Source organism: Clostridium sp. AF35-15, from assembly GCF_003477745.1.
In the GTDB taxonomy this organism is placed as follows: Bacteria; Bacillota; Clostridia; order Lachnospirales; family Lachnospiraceae; genus Otoolea; species Otoolea fessa.
This window is the reverse complement of record NZ_QUDY01000016.1, coordinates 50,526-56,401: the sequence shown is the minus strand read 5'-3', so window position 1 is coordinate 56,401 and position 5,876 is coordinate 50,526. Positions and strand designations below refer to the sequence as shown.

General features: G+C 42.1%; 4 protein-coding genes. 3 read left to right on the top strand and 1 reads right to left on the bottom strand.

What is annotated here, in order from left to right; all coding sequences use genetic code 11:
- Positions 1–313: 313 nt before the first annotated feature.
- The 3 genes from DWZ76_RS14270 (at position 314) to pepD (ending at position 4,608) form a co-directional block, all read left to right on the top strand.
- Positions 314–1,927, top strand: coding sequence for an OPT/YSL family transporter (locus DWZ76_RS14270; RefSeq protein ID WP_227589784.1), 1,614 nt, complete (start codon positions 314–316; stop codon positions 1,925–1,927).
- 27 nt (positions 1,928–1,954) lie between these two features.
- Positions 1,955–3,019 carry a hypothetical protein gene (locus DWZ76_RS14265; RefSeq protein ID WP_022360655.1) on the top strand — a complete coding sequence of 355 codons (1,065 nt, stop codon included), beginning with the start codon at positions 1,955–1,957 and terminating at the stop codon, positions 3,017–3,019.
- Positions 3,020–3,159: 140 nt separating this feature from the next.
- Complete coding sequence (pepD, locus tag DWZ76_RS14260) at positions 3,160–4,608, top strand: beta-Ala-His dipeptidase (protein WP_182426687.1); 1,449 nt, start codon at positions 3,160–3,162, stop codon at positions 4,606–4,608.
- 75 nt (positions 4,609–4,683) lie between these two features.
- Here the strand turns inward: pepD and DWZ76_RS14255 are convergent, their stop codons facing one another.
- Entirely contained in the window at positions 4,684–5,682 is a 999-nt protein-coding gene (locus DWZ76_RS14255) for an isocitrate/isopropylmalate dehydrogenase family protein (protein WP_118473021.1), read from the bottom strand.
- Positions 5,683–5,876: the final 194 nt, after the last annotated feature.

Genomic DNA, 5,876 nt, shown 5'->3' with positions numbered 1-5,876 from the left:
TAATTTAACACAGATATACTCTCTCCTTTCTGCGTGAATATCTGTATAAGGCGATTTCGTGGGTGGCGGGCTATATCAGATATGAAATAACGCACATCTAGTAGCAAGAATACCTGGGTATTCTTGAATTTGTAGACCAAAATTCAGACTACAGTCTGTATAATACAGATTTATCACTTTATAAAATAACATAATTTCATTTTATTTGATTTATATGCTAAGATCAAGACAAAGAAAAATATTTTTCGTGAATTTCAAAAAAGTATACTAATCTGAATTCATTCATTGCATGACAAAAGAAAGGAGGAAATTTATGAATAAAAAACACCCATCTGCATGGGATCCAGCTATTATGTTGTTAAATATTTTAGTTTCTGTGATTGGTTCAATCATTGGTCTCGAGTTAATTGCCAGATTGGGAATCAGTACAAATACATCCATCATCGGTGCACTGTTTGCAATTATTATTGCCAGAATTCCGTTGAAGATATTCCAGAAATATAAAGATATTAATACCCAGAACCTTGTCCAGACAGCTATGTCAGGTGCAACGTTCGCTGCTTCAAACGGTATTTTCTTATCCATCGGTATTCCTTATCTGTTAGGAAGACATGATCTGGTTATTCCAATGATGGTAGGTGCTTCATTAGCAGTAATCATTGATGCAACGATTCTTTATAAGGTGTTTGATACAGAGATGTTCCCGGCAAAAGAAGCATGGGCACCCGGTATTGCAGCAGCAGAGGCTATGCTGGCAGTTGCTGAAAAGGGAAAGAACTCCGTTATCCTTATGATTGGTATGGTTGGCGGAATCGTTGGAAAGATTTTTGGTATTCCGACCGATATCCTGGGCGTAGGCTGGATTGGAAATATGTGGGCTCTTGGTGCATTTGGCGTGGGCCTTCTGATTTCCGAATACACTCCGAAATTCTTCAACATCAAACTTGGCGATTACTATGTACCTCATGGTGTCATGATTGGTGCCGGATTCGTTGCTCTTATCCAGATGATTCTGATTCTTCAGAAAAAGAGCAAGAAAGAAAAAGAAGCGGCAGCAGCTGAGGCTGCAACTGGAAAGGTAGAAAAGAAAGAATTTACCAGAAGCTTAAAGAGCATGAAGTTCTCCCTTGCAGAAGGTTTTGGCGCATATATTCTGGTATCCATTGTTATGGCAATTATGTGTGGATTTTCGGCAGATATGAGTGCTGGAATGTTCGTATGGTGGATTATCTTTGCAGCCCTTTCTGCAATCATTTCCGAGCTGATTGTTGGTATCTCCGCCATGCACTCCGGATGGTTCCCGGCATTTGCAACAGCTTTCATTTTCCTGATTCTTGGAATGCTGTTTGGATTCCCGCCGGCACAGCTGGCAATCCTGGTTGGCTTTACTTCCGCAACCGGACCGGCCTTTGCTGATATGGCATATGACCTGAAATCTGGTTATATTGTCAGAGGCAACGGTGAAGATGTTCCGTTTGAGATGGAAGGAAGAAGACAGCAGTATATTGCAAAAATGGTCAGTGCTGTAATTGCAATTCTGGTTGTTCTCTTTACTTACAAAGCATATTTTGAAAAAGGAATGCTCGCACCGGTTGATGCTGTATATGTGGCAACTATTGATGCAGGAACTAATATGGCAGTAGCAAAGAACCTGATTATCTGGGCTATCCCGGGAGCACTTCTTCAGGCAATCGGCGGTTCAGGCCGTCAGTTAGGTGTTTTATTTGCGACCGGTCTTCTGATTGCTTCTCCGATGGCTGGTATTACAGTACTCGTTGGTCTTTTGATTCGTTACATTGTAGTTAAGAAATATGGTGATCTTGGACAGAGTAAACTGTATATTCTGGGTGCCGGATTCATTACCGGTGCCGCCCTGTACAGCTTCTTCAGCTCCACGATGAACCTTGGAAAGAAACTTAATAAATAAAAATATATATTATAGGAGGAACTTATTATGGAATATCCGGTTGGCGTAGAAATGTCAAACACTTACTTATCATTTGAAGTAACAAGTGCTGCTTTAAAACTGGTACGTGATTTCATGCTTGTAAAAGAGGGTGAAAATGTAGTTATCACCGCTGATACATCTGCAGATTTCCGTGTGGTTGAGGCGGTTGCAGGTGCAGCATATTCAGTTGGTGCAAATCCGGTTATTATTCACTATCCGACTTCCGGAAAAGCGTATGAAGAACCGATTCGCCCGGTTGCAGATGCAGTAGTGCATGCAGATGTATGGATTGAGTTAGCATACTATTGCTCTATGCATACTCCTTGCTTTAGAAAAGCAATGGAGAATGGTGCAAGATTTACTTGCTTAAATGGTATGGATGTTATCATGCTGGTAAATACGGTTGGCCGTGTTGACTATGATGTCCTGATTGAATTTGGTGAGTATCTGACAGATAAAGTTCATCGCTCAAATGAAGTAATTGTTACGGATAAGAATGGAACAAATTTAGTTGGCTACAATCAGGGACGCGGCGTTAAACATTCTGGACAGAGAGCAACCAAGAAGGGCTATCCGGTTATGTTAGGCGGTCAGGTAAGCTGGTGTCCGGTAGAGGAGACTATCAATGGTAAATTAATTTTTGATTCTGCTCTGTTCCCACCGGATACATTAGGTCTTCTTAACAGCAATGTAGAGCTGACCCTGGAAAAAGGTGTTGTAACAAAAATAGAAGGCGGAAAAGATGCTGCTATCTTCGAAAAATGGCTGAATAAATTTAATGACCCGAATATGTTCCGTCTGGCTCATTATTCCATCGGCTTTAACCCGGGCGTAACCAAACCTACCGGACGTATTGTTGAGGATGAGAGACTCTTTGGATGTATCGAGATGGGTATCGGAAGTCAGGGAGCCAGCTTAATGGGAGCTTGCTGGGATGCTGCTGCTCATACAGATGGTATTGTTTCTAAACCGACGATTCTTCTGGATGGCTATAAGCTGGAAGAAAACGGAATCTATGTAGATCCGGAAGCAAGAAAATTCTGTAAAGCACTTGGCGTTGAAGGATATTAATCATTACAATGGTAGTAAACATACCTAAATAATACCTCTAATTGGGAAAGGGCGCTGTCAGAATTGTCAGCGCCCTATTATCTCAAAAGCGTTTATCCTAAATTTTCGTATCAAATTGTATGTACGGGGAGATTATATTTATGGAAAGACAATCTAAAAATGAAAAGCTGCTTCAATATTTTAAAGATATCTGCCGTATTCCGAGACAAACCGGTGACGAGGAAGCGATCAGCCAGTATCTGCTCGATTTTGCAAAAGCCAGAGGCCTGCAGGCAGAACGGGATGCCCATCATAATGTGCTGATTCGGAAACCGTCAACGATTCCTGGATATAAGGGACCAACGGTTATTGTGCAGGGTCATATGGACATTGTCTATGAAAAGAGCGCAGATAGCACTCATAAGTACGAAGATGGTATCCATGTTGTGGAAGAAGATGGTTATTTGAAATCAGCGGATGGAACCTCTCTTGGTGCTGATAACGGACTGGCAGTTGCTTATGCAATGGATTTGCTGGATCGAAATGATCTGCCGCTTCCGGCCCTGGAGATTTTAATTACTTCCAGTGAAGAAGTGGGCCTAGAGGGAGTTAAGCATCTGGAACTTACAGATGTCAAAGGAAGCTATCTGATTAATTTGGATGCAGAAGAAGAAGGTGTTTTCTTTACAAGCTGTGCAGGAGGAGTCAGAACCGATCTTTCTCTTCCGCTGAAATATACGGGCTCAACGGAAGATATTGCATATACATTGACATTATGTGGATTAAGCGGAGGACATTCGGGTCTGGATATAGCTCTTGGAAAAGCAAATGCAATTCAGCTTGTGGGAAGAATTCTTTATCATATTGCTCCATTTGCACGTATTTCTTCGCTGGATGCGCCTGGAAAAGCAAATGCAATTGCATCTAAGGGAACGATTGTTATGCACACATCAAGTCAGGACGAAGAGGCATTATTAAAAGAACTCTCTAAACTGGAAGAAATGCTGAAAGCACAGTTTTCTGAAACAGAAAACCTGTCATTCCGCCTGGAGAAGGAAGAGCAGAAAAAAGAGGTAACTGTGTTTACAAAGGAAACGGTGAATTTGATTATCGAGGCAATTACGTTTCTTCCGTGCGGCGTTATCAGCCGAACCAGAGAAAATGTGGAAATGGTACAGACATCTTCTAATATAGGCAGTATGACGATTCAGGATGGAACACTTGAGTTCCTGTGTTCCGGAAGAAGCTCTGTAAAATTAGAAAAAGCACAGTTAAAAGAAAAAATGCAGATATTATCGAAGGCATTGGAAATGAACTGCACCTTCCATGGTGATTATCCGCAGTGGGAATATCGTAAAGAATCTAAACTTCGTGATATTTGTGCGAAGACATACCGTGAGTATTCTGGAAAAGATGCTGTTTTCACAGGAATTCATGCCGGAATCGAATGTGGATATCTGGCAGAAAAACTGGGAGATCATATCGATATGATTTCCTGTGGTGCAAATCTTTATGATGTTCATACACCGCATGAAAAAGCAGATGTGGAATCTTTCTATCGGATGGAAGAAGTAATTATTGCGATCCTTCAGGAGATTGCAAAAGCTTAGTGTTTAGCACAATATAATATATTAAAGCCCCGGAATCAAAAAATTCCGGGGCTTTTGCTGTGCGTGTATGAAGTTTTACAGTCTCGCAATCACTGCGTCCACATATTCCTCGGTGGTTGCAGTTCCATGCAGATCTCTTGTCAGGTGCTTGCCTTCTGCCAGAACCTCATCCACAGCCTTGCGGATGCGTCCGGCGGTCTCATTTTCACCTAAGTACTCTAACATCATGCAGGCAGACCACAGGAATGCGGTCGGGTTTGCCAGGTGCTTGCCTGCAATATCCGGTGCACTGCCATGTACGGCCTCAAACATAGCATAGTCAGAACCGATATTGCTGGATGGAACGAGTCCCAGGCCTCCGATCAGGCCGCTGCACAGGTCCGAAAGAATATCTCCGTACAGGTTCTGCATTACCATAACATCAAACTGGTTTGGATTCATGACAAGCTGCATGCAGGTGTTATCGATGATTTTATCATCACCTTCAATCTCCGGATATTCCTTTGCAATCTCTTTGAAAATGGAAAGGAACATGCCATCGGACATTTTCAGGATATTTGCCTTATGAATACAGGTTACTTTCTTGCGTCCGTTCTTTTTCGCATACTCGAATGCATCGCGGATAATGCGCTCGCTTGCCTGTCTTGTAACAATCTTAATTGCATGAACTGTATCCGGATTTACCTGCTCCTCTACACCAACATAAAGACCTTCTGTATTTTCGCGGAAAATCACGATATCCACATTCTCAAATGGAGTTTTTACTGCCGCGTTGGACTTAACCGGGCGGATATTGGCATACAGGTCATACTGTCCGCGAAGTGTTACATTCAGGGAGCGGAATCCTTTTCCAACCGGAGTCGTAATCGGGGATTTTAAGAGTATTTTGGTGCGCTCGAAGGAAGCATAAGCTTCCTCTGGAATCAAAGCACCGTTGCGTTTCCACTCATCCTCACCAACATTGAAAATTTCATATTCCAGCGGTGCATCTGCCGCTTTTAAAATCTTTAACACATTATCAACTAACTCCGGACCGATACCATCGCCGCGAAATACTGTAATTTTATGACTCATTTCTTTATCCTCCTTCTTGATTTTCCCAATCGTAACTGTTCAGTACCTTCACAGTCACGCGCAAAAATCCATTAAAAATTGCCTACGGCAATGGGATTTTTGCCTGCTGACCTACTGAACAGTTACTTCCAATCTTCATATTTTATCGAAAGCTGCCAGAACAGGCTGACAGCTTTTCGAACAAACAACTTCTC